This window comes from Kitasatospora sp. NPDC001309 (assembly GCF_042896295.1).
Classification (GTDB): domain Bacteria; phylum Actinomycetota; class Actinomycetes; order Streptomycetales; family Streptomycetaceae; genus Kitasatospora.
In genome coordinates this window covers 418,768-433,487 of sequence record NZ_JBIAXC010000001.1, presented here as the reverse complement: position 1 = coordinate 433,487, position 14,720 = coordinate 418,768, and the positions used below count along the sequence as shown (strand labels likewise).

The following is a 14,720-nucleotide window of genomic DNA, read 5'->3' as shown; positions in this document are numbered from 1 at the left end:
GTGTTACGCCTCCTTGAACGGGAAGCCCAGAGCGCGCAGGAGCGCCCGGCCCTCGTCGTCGGTCTGGGCGGTGGTCACGACGGTGATGTCCATACCGCGCTGACGGTCGACCTTGTCCTGGTCGATCTCGTGGAACATGACCTGCTCGGTCAGACCGAAGGTGTAGTTGCCACGGCCGTCGAACTGCTTCGGGGAGAGGCCACGGAAGTCACGGATTCGCGGCAGGGCCAGCGAAACCAGACGGTCCAGGAACTCCCACATGCGGTCACCACGGAGGGTGACGTGGGTGCCGATCGGCTGGCCCTCGCGCAGCTTGAACTGCGCGATGGACTTACGAGCCTTGGTCACGGCCGGCTTCTGACCGGTGATCGCGGTCAGGTCGCGGATCGCGCCCTCGATCAGCTTGCTGTCACGGGCGGCCTCGCCGACACCCATGTTGACGACGACCTTGACCAGGCCGGGCGTCAGCATGACGTTCTCGTACGAGAACTGCTCCTGCAGCTGACCCTTGATCTCGGAGTTGTAACGCTCCTTGAGGCGGGGGGTCACCTTCTCAACAGACGTCTCAGACATCAGATGTCCTCACCGGTTCGCTTGGCAACGCGGATCTTGTTGCCCTCGTCGTCGAAGCGGTAGCCAACGCGGGTGACGACCTTCTTGCCGTCCTTCTCCACGACCAGCTGGACGTTGGAGACGTGCACCGGGGCCTCGACGGTGACGATGCCACCCTGAGTGCCCGGACCCGGCTTGGTGTGCTTCTTGACCCGGTTGACACCCTCGACCAGGACCTTGTTCTCAGCCGGCATGGCCTGGATGACCTTGCCCTGCTTGCCCTTGTCCTTGCCGGTGATGACCTGGACCAGGTCACCCTTCTTGATCTTCATGCTGTTCGCCATGAGTTAGAGCACCTCCGGCGCAAGCGAGATGATCTTCATGAACTTCTTGTCACGCAGCTCGCGGCCCACCGGGCCGAAGATGCGGGTGCCACGGGGGTCACCATCGGTGTTCTTCAGAACGACCGCGGCGTTCTCGTCGAAGCGGATGTACGAGCCATCCGGACGACGACGCGACTTCACGGTACGGACGACGACGCACTTGACGACGTCACCCTTCTTGACCGAACCGCCGGGGATCGCGTCCTTGACGGTCGCGACGATGACGTCCCCGATACCGGCGTAGCGGCGACCGGAACCACCGAGAACGCGGATGCAAAGGATTTCCTTCGCGCCCGTGTTGTCGGCGACACGCAGTCGCGACTCCTGCTGGATCACAGCTTTCTCCTGATCGTCAACGAGAGCTGACGGACCGGCCGCTGCTCACACCAGCGCCCGCGAGGGACCTGGTGCACATACGGCCGTACCGCATCAACTTCGTTACTTGGCCTTCTCGAGGATCTCGACGACGCGCCAGCGCTTCGTCGCGGACAGCGGGCGGGTCTCCGCGAGGAGCACCCGGTCGCCGATGCCGCAGGCGTTCGCCTCGTCGTGCGCCTTCAGCTTGTTCGTACGGCGGATGACCTTGCCGTACAGAGCGTGCTTGACGCGGTCCTCGACGGCGACGACGACGGTCTTGTCCATCTTGTCGCTGACGACGAGACCCTCACGGGTCTTGCGGAAACCGCGCGTCTCGTTGGTGTTCTCAGTCATCAGGCGCTCTCCACCGTCTCGATGCCCAGCTCGCGCTCGCGCATCAGGGTGTAGATCCGCGCGATGTCCTTACGGACGAGCTTGAGCCGTCCGTGGTTGTCGAGCTGCCCGGTCGCCGCCTGGAAGCGGAGGTTGAACAGCTCCTCCTTGGCCTCACGGAGCTTGGCAACGAGACCCTCGTTGTCCAGCTCGCGGAGGTCAGCAGCCTTGGTGCCGGCCGACATCAGCTCTCACCTGCCTCGCGCCGGATGATCCGGCACTTCATCGGGAGCTTGTGAGCTGCGCGGGTCAGCGCCTCACGAGCCACCTTCTCGTTGGGGTACGACAGCTCGAACATGACCCGACCCGGGTGCACGTTCGCGATCCACCACTCGGGCGAACCCTTACCGGAACCCATGCGGGTCTCGGCCGGCTTCTTGGTGAGCGGGCGGTCCGGGTAGATGTTGATCCAGACCTTGCCGCCACGCTTGATGTGACGGGTGACGGCGATACGAGCGGACTCGATCTGCCGGTTCGTCACATAGGCCGGGGTGACGGCCTGGATGCCGTACTCGCCGAACGCGAGCTCGGTGCCACCCTTGGCAGCGCCGCGGCGCTTCGGGTGGTGCTGCTTGCGGTGCTTGACCCTACGGGGGATCAGCATTGGGGTCAGGCCTCCGTTCCGGTGTTCTCGGCAGCCGGAGCCTCGGCGGCCGCGGCCGCGGGGGCCTCGGCAGCGGCGGGGCGACGGCCACGGCCACCGCGCTCGCCACCACGGCGCTCGCCACCGCGGGCGGGACGACCACCCTCGGGACGGGCCGGGCGGTTGCCCGAGCGGGCAGCGGCGTTCTCAGCGCGGACCTCGGCGATGTTCTTGACGTCGCCCTTGTAGATCCAGACCTTCACACCGATGCGGCCGAAGGTGGTCTTGGCCTCGAAGAAGCCGTAGTCGACGTTCGCGCGCAGGGTGTGCAGCGGCACACGGCCCTCGCGGTAGAACTCCGAACGGCTCATCTCGGCGCCGCCGAGACGACCGGAGCACTGGACCTTGATGCCCTTGGCGCCGGACTTCATGGTGCCCTGCATCGACTTGCGCATGGCACGACGGAAGGAGACGCGGGAGGACAGCTGCTCCGCGACGCCCTGAGCCACGAGCTGGGCGTCCAGCTCGGGGTTCTTGACCTCGAGGATGTTCAGCTGGACCTGCTTGCCGGTCAGCTTCTCGAGGTCGCCGCGGATGCGGTCGGCCTCGGTGCCACGACGCCCGATGACGATGCCGGGACGGGCGGTGTGGATGTCAACGCGGACGCGGTCGCGGGTGCGCTCGATCTCGACCTTGGAGATGCCGGCGCGCTCCATGCCCTTCGTCATCATGCGACGAATGGCAACGTCTTCCTTGACGTAGTCCTTGTACAGCTTGTCGGCGTACCAGCGGGACTTGAAGTCCGTGCTGATGCCGAGGCGGAACCCGTGCGGGTTAACCTTCTGGCCCATTACCGGGTCCCTTCCTTGCTGCTGACGACCACGGTGATGTGGCTGGTCCGCTTGCGGATCCGGTAGGCACGACCCTGCGCACGCGGACGGAACCGCTTCAGGGTCGGACCCTCGTCAACGTACGCCTCGCTGATGACGAGGTCGTCCACGTTGGAGTGGTTGTAGTTGTGCGCGGCGTTGGCGATGGCGCTGTCGAGCACCTTGCCGACCGGCACGGTGGCGGCCTGCGGAGCGAAACGCAGGACGGCCTGGGCCTCCGTGGCCGGCAGGCCACGGATGAGGTCCACCACGCGGCGGGCCTTCATGGGCGTGACGCGGATGTACCGCGCCTGGGCCCTGGCTTCCATGGTTGTCCCCTTGCTGGTGTAAGTCATTGAGTCGGTAATCTCGCTGGCGACTAGCGACGCTTCGACTTGCGGTCGTCCTTGACGTGACCGCGGAAGGTACGCGTCGGCGCGAACTCGCCGAGCTTGTGGCCGACCATCGACTCGGTGACGAACACCGGGACGTGCTTACGGCCATCGTGCACCGCGATCGTGTGGCCGAGCATGGCCGGGAAGATCACGGAGCGACGGGACCAGGTCTTGATGACGTTCTGGGTACCCGCCTCGTTCTGAGCGTCCACCTTCTTGAGAAGGTGGCCGTCGATGAAGGGGCCCTTCTTGAGACTGCGCGGCATCTGACCTGCTCCTAGCGCTTCTTGTTGGTCTTGCGGCGGCGCACGATGAGAGCGTCCGACGCCTTCTTCGGGCGACGGGTGCGACCCTCCTTCTGGCCCCACGGCGAGACCGGGTGGCGGCCACCAGAGGTCTTACCCTCACCACCACCGTGCGGGTGGTCGATCGGGTTCATGGCGACACCACGCACGGTCGGGCGGACGCCCTTCCAGCGCATACGGCCGGCCTTGCCCCAGTTGATGTTCGACTGCTCGGCGTTGCCGACCTCGCCGACGGTGGCGCGGCAGCGCGCGTCGACCAGGCGGATCTCACCGGAGGGCATGCGCAGGTGCGCCATCTTGCCCTCACGCGCCAGCAGCTGGATGCCGGAGCCCGCGGAGCGGGCCAGCTTGGCACCGCCGCCGGGACGCAGCTCCACCGCGTGGATGGTGGTACCGACCGGGATGTTGCGCAGCGGCAGGTTGTTGCCCGGCTTGATGTCGGCGCCAGGGCCGTTCTCAATCCGGTCACCCTGCGCGATGCCACGCGGCGCGATGATGTAGCGCTTCTCGCCGTCCAGGTAGTGCAGGAGCGCGATGCGCGCGGTGCGGTTCGGGTCGTACTCGATGTGCGCGACCTTCGCCGGCACGCCGTCCTTGTCGTGACGACGGAAGTCGATCACGCGGTAGGCGCGCTTGTGGCCGCCACCCTGGTGGCGAACGGTGATCCGACCGGCGTTGTTACGGCCGCCCTTGCTGTGCAGGGGGCGAACCAGCGACTTCTCCGGGGTGGACCGCGTGATCTCTACGAAGTCGGCCACGCTGGAGCCACGACGGCCCGGCGTAGTCGGCTTGTACTTGCGGATGCCCATTTGGCTCTCTCGTCCTCGTCCTTATCGACGATCACGATCCCCGTTAGGAGACCGGACCACCGAAGATGTCGATGCGGTTGCCCTCAGCCAGCGTCACGATGGCGCGCTTGGTGTCCTTGCGCTTGCCAAAGCCCGTCTTGGAGCGCTTGCGCTTGCCCTGACGGTTGAGCGTGTTGACGGACTCGACCTTGACCGAGAAGACCGCCTCGACGGCCTGCTTGATCTGGGTCTTGTTGGCACCGGGCGACACGACGAACGTGTACTTGTTCTCGTCGAGGAGCGAGTAGCTCTTCTCCGAGATGACCGGCTTCACCAGGACGTCACGGGGGTCCGTGAACGTCTTGCTCGTGATCTCTGCAGCCATCAGGCGGCGCTCCCTTCGAGCTCGCCCTCAGCAGCCACGGCCTTGGCGGACGCGGCCGGACCGGCCACGAAACGCTCGAAGGCGGCCTGGGTGAAGACCACATCGTCGGAGACGAGCACGTCGTAGGTGTTCAGCTGACCGGCGTCCAGGATGTGGACGTTCGGCAGGTTGCGAGCGGACTTGAGGCCCAGCTCGTCCGAACGCTCGACGACCAGGAGGACGTTCTTGCGCTCGGTGATCTTGCCGAACAGGCCCTTGGCGGCCTTGGTCGACGGCGCCTCGGTCGCGGTCACGTCGGTGATGACGTGAATGCGGTTGTGGCGGGCCCGGTCGGTGAGCGCACCGCGCAGGGCGGCGGCGATCATCTTCTTCGGGGTCCGCTGCGAGTAGTCACGCGGCACGGGACCGTGCACGACGCCACCGCCGGCGAACTGCGGCGCACGGGTCGAGCCCTGACGGGCGCGGCCGGTGCCCTTCTGGCGGTACGGCTTCTTGCCGCCACCGCGGACCTCGGCGCGAGTCTTGGTCTTGTGGGTGCCCTGACGGGCCGCAGCGAGCTGCGCCACGACGACCTGGTGCATCAGCGGAACGCTGACCTTCGCGTCGAAGATCTCGGCCGGCAGCTCGAGGCTGCCGGTCTTGTCACCCGAGGGCGACAGGATGTCAATGGTGCTCATATCCTCACAGCCCCTTCGCCGCGGTGCGGACGAGGATGAGGCCGCCGTTCGGGCCCGGGATTGCGCCCTTGATCAGGAGCAGCCCCTTCTCCGCGTCAACGGCATGGATGGTCAGGTTCTGGGTGGTCACACGCTCGTGGCCCATCCGGCCGGCCATCCTCACGCCCTTGAACACGCGACCCGGGGTGGCGCAGCCACCGATCGAGCCGGGCGAGCGGTGCTTGCGCTGCACACCGTGACCGGCGCCGAGGCCCCGGAAGTTGTGGCGCTTCATGACACCGGCGAAGCCCTTGCCCTTGGAGGTGCCGGTCACGTCGACCTTGACACCCGCCTCGAACAGCTCGGCGGTGATCTCCTGGCCCAGGGTGTACTCGGAGGCGTCCGAGGTACGGAGCTCGACCAGGTGGCGACGGGGGGTGACACCGGCCTTGGCGAAGTGGCCCGCGAGGGGCTTGTTCACCTTGCGGGGGTCGATCTCGCCGAAGCCGATCTGGACGGCGTCGTAGCCGGCCGGGCTGTCGGCGGTGTGGACCTGGGTCACGACATTGGGCCCAGCCTTGACGACGGTCACCGGAACGACCCGGTTGTTCTCGTCCCAGACCTGGGTCATGCCGAGCTTCTCGCCCAGGATGCCCTTAATCTGCTTAGCCATCTTCGGTGCGCCTCTCAGAGCTTGATCTCGATGTCGACGCCAGCCGGCAGGTCGAGACGCATGAGCGAGTCAACCGTCTTCGGCGTGGGGTCGAGGATGTCGATCAGACGCTTGTGAGTGCGCATCTCGAAGTGCTCGCGCGAGTCCTTGTACTTGTGCGGCGAGCGGATGACGCAGTACACGTTCTTCTCAGTGGGCAGCGGCACCGGGCCTGCGACCTGCGCACCAGTACGGATCACCGTCTCGACGATCTTCTTCGCCGAGGAATCGATGACCTCGTGGTCGTAGGCCTTGAGCCGGATGCGGATCTTCTGTCCCGCCATGGCTACTCAGTAGTCCTTTGTCCTTAGTCACTGCACGACCCTCCTCCGACCCCCGCGCTCGGGCGTGTCGCACTCGCGCTTGCAAAAAACCGGCGAAGTACTTCGTCGGTTTCAAACTTTCGGGGTGGGGGTGGCCGGGCCGAGGCCCCGCACACGCTTCCCGGAAGATTCCCGTACTTTCGCCCCGCAGCTGCCGTGGCGTAGAACTCACGCTTGACGGCCATCACGGGAACGACGAGTACATGGGACTCGCTTCCAGTCCTCCCGGCGGGAGGCGCGCAGCATCGGCACTCAACCGAGCAACTTGGACATACTGCCACATGGAGCAGCCCGGATGCCAATCGGGGCCGGTGAGGCGTACCTCACCGGCCCCGATCAGGTGACCGTCATCCCCGGCGGCGGACGCCGCCGGGTCGCGTCACCACGGACGCTTGGTGCCGCAGACCGTCGCCCAGTCCTCGCCGCTCACGTTGGCGCACCACAGCCGGCCCTTGTCGGGCTCGTTGTTGTACTCCCTGAGGTTCATGTTGACCTTGGCGCAGTCGTTCTGCCCGGCCGGGTCGAACTTGGGGCACTTGCCGTTGCGGTTGACCAGGATGTGCGCGCGCCAGGCGTCGATGCCCATGTCGACCTGCTGGGACCCGGTGCTCGGGAGGTACCGCGAGTCGGTGGTCGGCATGTAGCGGTCCACCGACCAGGAGGCCGCCATGGTGCCGAACAGCGCCACCGCGCAGACCGCCCCCGCGACCAGCCGGCCGGTGACCGCCGGGCGCAGGGTCAGCGGCGCGGGCCCGCCGTCGGTGCCGACCCGCTGCACCGTCCGCAGCCAGGCCGTACCGCGCTGGACGGCGAACATCAGGCCGAGCACAGCCAGGATCATCAGCGCGTACAGGATGATCCAGGTGGTGCGCGGGAACAGCTGGACGGCCTTGGCGTGGGCCAGCTGCGAGGCGAAGTAGAAGCGCAGCAGCCAGGCGCTGACCAGGGTCGCCGCCGTGGTGCGCACCACGATGCTGCGCAGCCCGAGGCCGAGCGCCAGCGCGACGCCGGCCAGCAGCATCAGGGTGTAGGCGCTCTGCCCGGCGAGCTCACCGCGCCACGGGAAGTCGTGGTAGTTCAGGTCGCCCGCACGGTCCGAGGCCCAGCCCATGACGTACGCCGGGTCGAGGTAGACCGAGAGGTACGCGTACCGGTCCTTGGCCTCGGCGCCCAGCCGCACCAGCTGGTACAGCAGCGGAGCGCCGACCACGCCGGCGCTGATCAGGGTCGCGGCCAGGAACAGCAGCACCGGCTTGATCCGGGCGGCGCCCTTGCGCCACGGCACGAGGAACAGCGCGAGCACGAACACGCCCGGCGCGGCCCAGACGAACCAGCCCGAGTACCAGAGGAACATCAGGCCGAACGAGACGCCGAACCCGACCCCGCGCAGCACCGTGGAGCGGGTGCTCAGCCGGTGCGCCCGGCGCAGTTCGCGCAGGGCCGCGGCCAGCATCGGGACCATCACCAGCATGGTGACGTGGCTGTACGGCCGGATCGGGTCCAGGAACAGGATCGCGGACGGGACGGCGATCAGCAGCGCCCAGAACGGGCGCAACAGCAGCCGCCAGGACAAGTACGCCATCGGGCCGACCAGCGCGGTGCAGATCAGCTGGACGTCCTTCAGTGCGTAGCCGCCGCCACCGACGCCGCCGTAGAACAGCTTCGACCAGAGCGCCAGCACCGCCGGGAACCCGGGCGGGTAGACGCCGGGCAGGCCGTGGCCGGTCAGCATGCCGTTGGCCATGCCGATCAGGTTGCCCGGGTCGCCCTCCTGGCCGCCGAGGCCCCACTGGGTGCCGTTCAGCGCCACCACGATGCCGCCGGCGACCGCGCCGGTGGCCAGGCCGGCCACGGCCGCGCAGACCAGCCGCTGCACCAACTGGTAGCGGGCCAGGCTGCCCCGGTACGCGGTGTAGAGCAGCACCGCCAGGATCGGCAGGCCGACGATCGCGGCGTACTTCTGCAGCATCGCCAGACCGCTGACCTGGCCGACCCGGTTGAGCGGGTTGACGTTGATGCGGGTGCAGAGCAGCGCGAAGGCGAACGCCGCCACGATCGAGACCAGGGCCTCGGCCGAGCGGACTGCCCAGGGCCGCGCCAGCAGGCCGTCCATCCGCCCGAGGAGGGGCTCGGCCGCTCGCTCGGGCCGTTGCGGCTCCGCTTCGGAGTCGCCGACCGGGCTGGTGGCCAGATCAGTCATGTCAGTCACTTCCGTACGTGGCCACGTCCGGTGTGCGGCATGGAGTGGCGTGGTGGGTCGGCGGTCGGGGTCGCCGACATGATAAGCGCCCGCCCCGGAGCCGGGGCTCCGGGCCCGGGCCCTCGACGACCGGCTCCGGGCCTGGTCAGCTGCTGCGGACGGCGCGGCCGACCATGGCGCCGGCGTGGGCGAAGTCACCCGCGCCGAGGCGCCCGGCGGCGACCATCAGGGCGTGCAGCCGGGAGGAGAGGTGGAGGTCGGCCGAGCGGGCCGCGGCGTTCCAGCCCTTGGCCCGCAGCTCCTTGGCGATCAGGGTGTAGTACTGGAGCTCCTCGTCGAAGCGCTTGCCGTCCTTGACCCGGTTCGAGGAGTCGCTGGCCTGGTGGCGGCGGTAGCGGAACACCTCGCGCTCGTCGACCAGCAGGTTGCCGCCCTCCATCAGCATGTCGACCATGAACGCCAGGTCGTGCACGGCGTCGATGTCCGGGCGGTACGGGATCTTCGACAGCGCGGACTGCCGGTACAGCAGCGACGGGGTGTACAGCCAGTTCCCGGACAGCAGGCTCTTCACCGCGTCCTCGCCGCTGATCAGGCCGGCCTTGCGGGCCGGGGCGGCGATCCGGCGCTTGACCTTGTCACCGATGCCGAGCGACGGCACCAGGTTCCCGTCGCTGTCCATCACCTTGACGCCCGGCTGGACCGCGATCGCCTTCGGGTCGGCCTTCATCCGCTCCAGGACGACGTCCAGGTAGTTCGGCTCCAGCAGGTCGTCGGCGCCCATCATCGAGACGAACTCGCGCTCGGCCAGGGTCGACGCCTTGTAGGTGTTGCCGTTGGGCCCCAGCCGCTCCTCGTTGCGGACGTAGCGGATCCGCTCGTCGTCCAGGCCCTCGATGTACTCCAGCGCCCGGTTGCCCGGGTACTGGTCGTCCACCACGGTCAGCCGCCAGTCCTGCTGGTGCTGCGCCCGGATGCTGTCGATGGTGGCGAACAGGTACTCCGGGTCGCCGTAGTACGGGATGACGAAATCGACGCTCATGACGGCGCCGCACCTCCTGGTCCTGGATCATGCTTCGGTGCCCCGGCCGCGGCCGCCGGACGGGCCAAGTCAACCAGTTCCGCCGCCCCGGTGCGTCGGCCGGTCCGGGCGGGAAACCAACTCGCGGAACCGCCCGCGGGGTTCGCGTACGTCGCCGATCGGAAAGTCCGGGCAACGGAATTACATCCGCCGAACGGCCCCGCAATGAATTGGAGTTGGCAATGTCCGGATTTTCGCCGATTTAAATCCCGTCTACCGGAGCGGGCCGGGCGAGGATCCCTAGGATATCTTCGGTGCGACATGCCAACTCCCGTACAGCCGGGTTCTGAAGGGCCTCCCAGGATGACCATCAGCGTTCCGCACCGTGCCGACAGGCCTCAGCGGTCGCCCGAACAGCCATTGATCCCCCCTCTGCCCCAACGGATGTACCGGCGCGAGAGTTCAGCGTGGTGGGTGGCGGTCGAGGGTGTCATCGGGATCACAGCCGCCATGTTCATGACCTGGGCGACCCGATTCATCCACATCGATCCGATGGTTCGTGTCGGTCAGGTCAGCGGTCTGGCCGCTCTCCAGCTCATTCTGCTGATCTCGATGGGAGTAACCGTCGGGGCACTGATGGTCATCATGCGCCGCTGGTCGATACTTCCGGTGCAATTCGGTGCCGCGATATTCGCCGGACTCTCCAGCGGTGTGCTGGCCGGCGCCGTCGCGCTCGCACTGCGCGGCACCCCGTGGCCGCTCGGCGGCCAGGGCGGTGACGCCGGAGTCCTCCAGGGCTGGGCCTTCAACCTGATCCACGGCCAGCCGATCGACGACACCTACCCGCCGCTCTTCCCGCACCTGCTCGGCTGGTACACCGAGCACTTCACGGACGGCGACCCGGGCCACGCGCTGAAGATGGTCAGCCTGGTGTTCATCGCGCTGCTGGGGCCGACGGCCTACGTCGCCTGGCGGCTGATCCTCCCCCCGCTGTGGGCCCTGGGCATCGGGGTCACCGCCTCGCTGCCGCTGGCCGACCCGTACAAGCCCTACACCACGATCGTCCTGGTCGGGCTGCTGCCGGTGCTGGCGAAGCTGCTCCAGCTGATCCAGCGCTCCCAACTGCTCAGCCGCGGCCGGGCCGTGGGTCTGGGGGCCGTCGTCGGGGCCGTGCTCGGCCTGCTGTTCCTGCTGTACTCGGGCTGGTTCGTCTGGTCGGCGGCCGGTCTGATGCTGATGGGCGTCGTCCTGCTCGTCCGCCAGTGGCGCACCCACGGCACCGGCGCCTTCGTCACGGCCCTGATGCTGATCGGCGCGACCGTCCTCACCTTCGTCGCGGTCGCCGGCTTCTACCTCACCAAGTTCCTCTCCTCGGCGGGCGGCGCCGTCGACCGGTATTGCTACTTCGACGTCTACACCGAGCCCAGCTACTTCATGATGTGGGGCAGCGACGTGCCCGGCGGCCTCGGGCTGGGAGCCTGGCCGCAGCCCGGCGAGATCGGCGGCGTCGGTCTGTTCGCCATCGTGCTGCTGATCGGCGGCGCCGCCGCCGTCGTGGTCGGCCCGCGCAACTCCGTGGTGCTGGCGACCGCCGCGGCCGCGGCCAGCGCCTTCCTGATGCGCTACTGGTACGCCGCCCACATGTTCGAGAACCAGGCGGTGATGCTCTACCCGCGCACCAACCAGCAGCTGCTGTACTGCTTCATCGTGCTCACCGGCCTGGCGCTGTTCCTCGGCACCGAGCGCTTCCTGGAGCGCCGCCAGCGGACCGGCTCCGAGAGCCGGTCGACCCCGACCGCCCGTGCGCCGCGCCGGTACGCCCTCGCCGCGCTCTGCGCGCTCGGCCTGCTGTTCGGCATGGCCGGCTCGTCCACCGGCAGCCGCTACATGCCCGAGCCCAGCTCGCGCATCGACAGCACCGGCAACTTCGCCAACACCGCCCAGCACCTGCGCGGCCTGGACGGCAACTGCTCGCCGTACGTCGCCGCCAAGGACTGCATCGACGCCGGTGTCCCGGCCGTCTACGACCAGGCCGAGAAGGTCAAGAAGGACCAGGAGAACCAGCAGAAGCCCGAGTACCAGGTGCTGAGCTGCCAGAAGGACAACCCGTACCCGCGGGCCCCGAAGCCTCCGGCCGGCCGGCCCCAGGGCTGATCCCGCGCCCTGCGGCAACGGCCGAGGGCCGGCACCCCGTCGGGGTGCCGGCCCTCGGCCGTTCGCGAGGTGCGCCTCAGTGGTCGGAGCCGACCGGGGCGTTGAGCCGGTCGTTGTTGTGCCGCACGCCCTCGGTGATGGCCACGGTGCGGGCCAGGTCGGTGAGCTTCTTCTCCAGCGAACGGAAGCGCAGGTAGGTGTTGAGGGTCAGGAAGCCCATGGCGATGACCATCAGGTAGAGCACCAGGTCGGTACCGCGGCCGACGCCCAGGGCGGTGGCCAGCTTGGTCACGCCGGTCGGCCACAGGATCGCGACGACGTTGACGATCACGAACAGCGTGAAGGCGATGCGCTTCCACGCCCGGGTGTTGGCCTTGTCCCAGCGCCAGACGAACACGAGCGCCATGGCCACGGCGGCCAGGACGAGGATGAGCTGGATCCAGAGGTGGTTCATCGGCCGTTACGCTCCCGCAGCGAGATGTCGAAGAGGATGTTCACGCCGTTGATCAGGGACTGGCCCTTGGCGCGCGAGTAGTCGGTGTAGAGGATGTCCACCGGCAGCTCGGCGACCCGCAGGTCCGAGCCGGCGAGGAAGGAGACGATCTCCGAGGCGTGCGCCATGCCGTTCATGGTGATCTTGATCCGGCTGGCCGCCTCGCGGTTCATCACCCGCAGGCCGTTGTGCGCGTCGGTCAGCTTGAGCTTGCGGGCGGTCGGGCTGACCGCGGCGGCGGTGCGGAGCACCACCCGCTTGATCCACGGCACCTGGCCGGTCTGCTCGATGAAGCGGGAGCCGAGCACGATGTCGGCCTCGCCCTCGCGCAGCAGCGCCACCATCTTCTCGACGTCGGCGGTCTGGTGCTGGCCGTCCGCGTCGAAGGTCGCGAAGTACTCGGCGCCCTCCTGCTCCAGGGCGTACTTCAGGCCGGTCTGGAGCGCGGCGCCCTGCCCCAGGTTGACCGGGTGCCGCACCAGGTGCGCGCCGGTCGTCATGACGTGCTGGGCGGTGTCGTCGGTGCAGCCGTCGTCGATCACCACGATGTTCGGGAAGGTCTTGCGCGCCCCCTCCACGACCTCGGCGATCACCTGGCCTTCGTTGTAGGCCGGGATCACCAGCCAGACGTTGTCATACTCGGACACAGGTGCTCCATGCTTGGCGAACGGCACGGCGGCCCGTGCCTCGGGTCTGTCTATCGGTGGTGGATCGCATCGGGCCCCGCACCCTCAGGAGGTCCGCAGCGGCTCTGCTGCGGACCGGTCGGCCGGGGCGGCGACGGGGCGGGAGGGGAACGCGTGGTACAGCGACCACAGCATCAGGACGGCGCTGACCAGTGAGCCGGCCAGGTACGCGAGCTCCGCGCGGAGGCCGACGGCGCCCGGAGCGAGCGCGACAGCCACCAATGCTACGGAACCGGCGGTCCAACCGACCAGCTGGCGGCGGTGCTGGGAGCTCGACATCAACGCCTGCCCGAAGACCGTCGCGAGGACGTAGCAGAGCGTCCCGAGGACCAGCCAGGTGAAGTCCAGCGGGCCGAGCACGTCCTTGGCGTTGAAGAGCAGCGGGTTGAGCATGGACCCGAGCACGATCACCGGCAGTCCGCCGCCGATGCACATCGCGGCGACGATCGCGGTGGTGCGGGTCAGCACCTTGCGGAACTCGGCGTGGTCACCGGCCGTGGCGGCGCCGGAGAGCGCGGAGACCATCGAGGCCTGCAGGGCGCTGTAGGCGAACAACGGGGCACGGGCCATCACCACGGCCTGGGAGACCGCGAAGACCAGCGCGTCGGACGCCTCGGAGTGCTTCGGCGAGAGCAGACGGACACAGATCACCGTCGCGTTGACGACCAGCTGACTGAGCATCACCGAGGCGATCAGCAGGCCGAGGCCGCCGGTCAGCTGCTTCCAGGACACCTCCGGGCCCGGAGTGCGGTCGGCGAGGATGCCGCGCAGACCGATCAGCGAGGCAGCCAGCGGGGAGACGAAGAGGATCAGACCGAAGACCAGCGCCGAGTGCAGGCCGGCCGCCGCGGCCACTGCGGCCAGGCCGATGCGCAACCCGCCGTCGACGGCCAGCTGGCTGCCGTACGGGCCGAACAGACCGAGGCCGGCCAGGGCACCGCGGGCGACCGAACTCACCGCGAGGCCGGCCAGGCCGCCGGCCAGGGCGACCACCAGGGCCTTGTCCCCGCTGAACAGCAGGTCGGCGATCGGGCGGGCGGCGACCGCCAGCACCGCACAGGCCGCGACCAGGATCGCCAGGGCGAGCAGCAGCATCCGCCGTACCGCGGGCAGCGCTCCGTGTCCGGCGACCTTCCGGGCGGCCACCAGACGGGTCAGTTCGAGCTCGACGGGCTGGAAGAGGCCCCACCCCACGGACATCACGATGACCCAGAGCATCGACACGTTGGCCTTGCCCACGGCGCTCAGGCTGTAGCCCACGAGCGCCATGTAGACGTACGCGGAAGCCCCGAGCACCACCGTGCCACCGACCACGAGCCGGGCGCCCGGGGGAAGTACCCCGAGCAGCCTGGCGATCGGGTTCTTCATCACATGACCACCGAACTCACCGGCCGGCCTTGCCACACGTCTCCGCACGAGGCCGGCCGGGCCGTGCGATTGCTGTGAATAGTAGCGGGTGGCCGTGAAC

20 protein-coding genes are annotated in these 14,720 nt (G+C 68.3%); 1 reads left to right on the top strand and 19 read right to left on the bottom strand.

Annotated elements, in window-relative coordinates:
- Positions 1 to 3: 3 nt before the first annotated feature.
- From rplE to ACFY2K_RS02000, 16 genes are all read right to left on the bottom strand, one after another.
- The gene (gene rplE, locus ACFY2K_RS02075) at positions 4 to 573 is read right to left on the bottom strand and encodes a 50S ribosomal protein L5 (protein WP_030300393.1); all 570 of its coding nucleotides are present in this window, start codon (positions 571 to 573) and stop codon (positions 4 to 6) included.
- Positions 573 to 884 (bottom strand): 50S ribosomal protein L24, encoded by a 312-nt coding sequence (gene rplX, locus ACFY2K_RS02070; protein ID WP_030232484.1) that lies wholly within the window; start codon positions 882 to 884, stop codon positions 573 to 575. Before rplX ends, rplE begins: the two co-directional genes overlap by 1 nt.
- A gap of 15 nt (positions 885 to 899) precedes the next feature.
- Entirely contained in the window at positions 900 to 1,271 is a 372-nt protein-coding gene (gene rplN / locus ACFY2K_RS02065; protein WP_030393301.1) for a 50S ribosomal protein L14, read from the bottom strand.
- Between the two features lie 102 nt (positions 1,272 to 1,373).
- Positions 1,374 to 1,646, bottom strand: coding sequence for a 30S ribosomal protein S17 (gene rpsQ, locus ACFY2K_RS02060; protein WP_030055826.1), 273 nt, complete (start codon positions 1,644 to 1,646; stop codon positions 1,374 to 1,376).
- Complete coding sequence (rpmC, locus tag ACFY2K_RS02055) at positions 1,646 to 1,870, bottom strand: 50S ribosomal protein L29 (protein ID WP_049649042.1); 225 nt, start codon at positions 1,868 to 1,870, stop codon at positions 1,646 to 1,648. The genes rpsQ and rpmC overlap by 1 nt, the downstream gene beginning before the upstream one ends.
- Complete coding sequence (gene rplP, locus ACFY2K_RS02050) at positions 1,870 to 2,289, bottom strand: 50S ribosomal protein L16 (protein WP_030055824.1); 420 nt, start codon at positions 2,287 to 2,289, stop codon at positions 1,870 to 1,872. Before rplP ends, rpmC begins: the two co-directional genes overlap by 1 nt.
- A gap of 5 nt (positions 2,290 to 2,294) precedes the next feature.
- A complete protein-coding gene (gene rpsC / locus ACFY2K_RS02045; RefSeq protein WP_188301636.1) occupies positions 2,295 to 3,119 on the bottom strand; it encodes a 30S ribosomal protein S3 in 825 nt (274 codons plus the stop codon).
- Positions 3,119 to 3,466, bottom strand: a complete 348-nt coding sequence (rplV, locus tag ACFY2K_RS02040; protein ID WP_030055822.1) for a 50S ribosomal protein L22 — start codon at positions 3,464 to 3,466, stop codon at positions 3,119 to 3,121. Before rplV ends, rpsC begins: the two co-directional genes overlap by 1 nt.
- Before the next feature lie 50 nt (positions 3,467 to 3,516).
- The gene (rpsS, locus tag ACFY2K_RS02035; RefSeq protein ID WP_030055821.1) at positions 3,517 to 3,798 is read right to left on the bottom strand and encodes a 30S ribosomal protein S19; all 282 of its coding nucleotides are present in this window, start codon (positions 3,796 to 3,798) and stop codon (positions 3,517 to 3,519) included.
- 11 nt (positions 3,799 to 3,809) lie between these two features.
- Complete coding sequence (gene rplB / locus ACFY2K_RS02030; protein ID WP_375882079.1) at positions 3,810 to 4,646, bottom strand: 50S ribosomal protein L2; 837 nt, start codon at positions 4,644 to 4,646, stop codon at positions 3,810 to 3,812.
- 43 nt (positions 4,647 to 4,689) lie between these two features.
- Positions 4,690 to 5,010, bottom strand: coding sequence for a 50S ribosomal protein L23 (gene rplW / locus ACFY2K_RS02025; protein WP_063348967.1), 321 nt, complete (start codon positions 5,008 to 5,010; stop codon positions 4,690 to 4,692).
- Complete coding sequence (rplD, locus tag ACFY2K_RS02020) at positions 5,010 to 5,687, bottom strand: 50S ribosomal protein L4 (protein WP_375882076.1); 678 nt, start codon at positions 5,685 to 5,687, stop codon at positions 5,010 to 5,012. Before rplD ends, rplW begins: the two co-directional genes overlap by 1 nt.
- Positions 5,688 to 5,691: 4 nt before the next feature.
- Positions 5,692 to 6,339 carry a 50S ribosomal protein L3 gene (rplC, locus tag ACFY2K_RS02015; RefSeq protein ID WP_350503569.1) on the bottom strand — a complete coding sequence of 216 codons (648 nt, stop codon included), beginning with the start codon at positions 6,337 to 6,339 and terminating at the stop codon, positions 5,692 to 5,694.
- 14 nt (positions 6,340 to 6,353) lie between these two features.
- Entirely contained in the window at positions 6,354 to 6,662 is a 309-nt protein-coding gene (rpsJ, locus tag ACFY2K_RS02010) for a 30S ribosomal protein S10 (RefSeq protein ID WP_012785157.1), read from the bottom strand.
- 418 nt (positions 6,663 to 7,080) lie between these two features.
- Positions 7,081 to 8,901 (bottom strand): hypothetical protein, encoded by a 1,821-nt coding sequence (locus ACFY2K_RS02005; protein WP_387709217.1) that lies wholly within the window; start codon positions 8,899 to 8,901, stop codon positions 7,081 to 7,083.
- A gap of 145 nt (positions 8,902 to 9,046) precedes the next feature.
- On the bottom strand, positions 9,047 to 9,940 hold the full coding sequence (locus tag ACFY2K_RS02000; protein ID WP_375882072.1) for a glycosyltransferase family 2 protein: 894 nt from the start codon (positions 9,938 to 9,940) through the stop codon (positions 9,047 to 9,049).
- A gap of 591 nt (positions 9,941 to 10,531) precedes the next feature.
- Between ACFY2K_RS02000 and ACFY2K_RS01995 the strand changes: the two genes are divergently transcribed.
- A complete protein-coding gene (locus ACFY2K_RS01995) occupies positions 10,532 to 12,073 on the top strand; it encodes a hypothetical protein (RefSeq protein ID WP_387709215.1) in 1,542 nt (513 codons plus the stop codon).
- A 76-nt stretch (positions 12,074 to 12,149) separates the two neighbouring features.
- Here ACFY2K_RS01995 and ACFY2K_RS01990 read toward each other — a convergent pair whose 3' ends face one another.
- From ACFY2K_RS01990 to ACFY2K_RS01980, 3 genes are all read right to left on the bottom strand, one after another.
- Positions 12,150 to 12,527, bottom strand: coding sequence for a DUF2304 domain-containing protein (locus ACFY2K_RS01990; RefSeq protein WP_380398895.1), 378 nt, complete (start codon positions 12,525 to 12,527; stop codon positions 12,150 to 12,152).
- Positions 12,524 to 13,213: a glycosyltransferase family 2 protein gene (locus ACFY2K_RS01985; protein WP_380398897.1), complete on the bottom strand. Its 690-nt coding sequence runs from the start codon at positions 13,211 to 13,213 to the stop codon at positions 12,524 to 12,526. The genes ACFY2K_RS01990 and ACFY2K_RS01985 overlap by 4 nt, the downstream gene beginning before the upstream one ends.
- Positions 13,214 to 13,297: 84 nt before the next feature.
- On the bottom strand, positions 13,298 to 14,620 hold the full coding sequence (locus ACFY2K_RS01980; RefSeq protein ID WP_387709213.1) for a hypothetical protein: 1,323 nt from the start codon (positions 14,618 to 14,620) through the stop codon (positions 13,298 to 13,300).
- Positions 14,621 to 14,720 lie beyond the last annotated feature (100 nt).